Below are 1522 nucleotides of genomic sequence, written 5' to 3' on the forward strand. Positions count from 1 at the left end.
TCGACCGGGTGAGCTACACGGCAGCGACGCAGGATCTGGTGCGGCCGGATGGCAGCTGGGACCTCGTCTTCCGGCAGACCCGGAGCGGCCTGATGGTGCTGCAGACCGGCCAGACCGACCGCATCGTGGAACTGGGCAGCGAGGCCGGCGACAGCTATCTCAGCATCGCTTTCCGACCCGAGATCTACATGCCCGCCCGACCAGGCCAGCGCATGATGAACCAGGGCCATGTGCATGGGTTCGCGGGGCGGCGTGACTTCCTGATCGGCGACGAGCGCCTGGAACTGCCCAGCTTCGAGAACGCCGAGCAGCTCGTCATGCAACTTGCGCGGCGCGGCCTCATCGAGGTGGACCTGCTGGTGCAGCGCGCTGCTGCCGGCGGCTGGGAGCGCGTGGACGACCGCAGCCTGCAGCGCCACAGCAGCCATGTGACCGGCATGAGCCCGAAGAAGCTGCAGCAGATCCTGCGCGCCGATGCCGCCGCAGGCCTGCTGCAACAAGGTCAGCGCCCCGCCGATGTGGCGGCCGAACTGGGCTACACCGACCAGGCCCATCTCACGCATTCGCTGCGCAGGATTCTGGGGCTCACACCGGGGCAGTTGCAGCCACGCGCACCCAACCTGCCCTGATTGACGCCCCGCACAAAGCAAAAAGGCCAGTCCTGGTGGACTGGCCTTGTGCTGGAGGAGAGGGGGGGATTCGAACCCCCGAGACGTTACCGTCCGCCTGATTTCGAGTSMGGTACAWTCAACCACTCTGCCACCTCTCCGAATCTGGTGCGAGCTGAGCCCAGCATTATAGCCAGGCTTTTGGAGCTCAACCTCGCAACGTGTCAGCGCCGCCCAGATAGGGCCGCAGCGCCTCAGGCACCGTGATGCTGCCATCCGCGTTCTGGTAATTCTCGAGAACCGCAACCAACGTCCGGCCGACCGCCAGGCCTGAGCCATTGAGCGTGTGTACGAACTCGTTCTTGCCCTGCGCGTTCTTGAAGCGCGCCTGCATGCGGCGGGCCTGGAAGGCGCCCATGTTCGAGCAGGAGCTGATCTCTCGGAAGGTGTTCTGCGCCGGCAGCCAGACCTCGAGGTCATAGGTCTTGGTCGAGCCAAAGCCCATGTCGCCGCTGCACAGCAGCACGGTGCGATACGGCAGGCCGAGCTTTTGGAGTACGGCCTCGGCGTGACCCGTCATTTCCTCCAGCGCGGCCATGCTGTTTTCAGGCAGCTCGATGCGCACCATCTCGACTTTGTCGAATTGATGCTGGCGGATCAGGCCCCGCGTGTCGCGCCCGGCCGAGCCGGCTTCCGAGCGGAAACAGGGGCTGTGCGCCGTCAGCTTGACGGGCAGGTCCTCGGGCTTGAGCACGCTCTCGCGCACGGTGTTGGTCAGCGAGATTTCCGAGGTCGAGATCAGGTACTGCTCGACCTGTTCCTCATCGCCGCCACGCAGCACCCAGAACATGTCTTCCTTGAACTTGGGCAACTGGCCGGTGCCCTCCAGGATCTCGCGGTTGACGATGTAGGGC

The 1522-nt window shown here is 65.0% G+C and carries 2 protein-coding genes and 1 tRNA gene; 1 reads left to right on the forward strand and 2 read right to left on the reverse strand.

Going from position 1 to position 1522, the window contains the following annotated elements; all coding sequences use genetic code 11:
- On the forward strand, positions 1 to 629 hold a 629-nt coding region (locus AC1DU6_RS30810; protein ID WP_477861901.1), incomplete at its 5' end, for a helix-turn-helix transcriptional regulator.
- Between the two features lie 52 nt (positions 630 to 681).
- On the opposite strand, the gene AC1DU6_RS30815 is transcribed toward AC1DU6_RS30810, so the two are convergent.
- Positions 682 to 769: transfer RNA gene (locus tag AC1DU6_RS30815), tRNA-Ser, on the reverse strand.
- Between the two features lie 47 nt (positions 770 to 816).
- A partial coding sequence (gene serS / locus AC1DU6_RS30820; RefSeq protein ID WP_477861903.1) for a serine--tRNA ligase occupies positions 817 to 1522 on the reverse strand: 706 nt, incomplete at its 5' end.

The organism is Roseateles sp. P5_B10 (assembly GCF_056400485.1).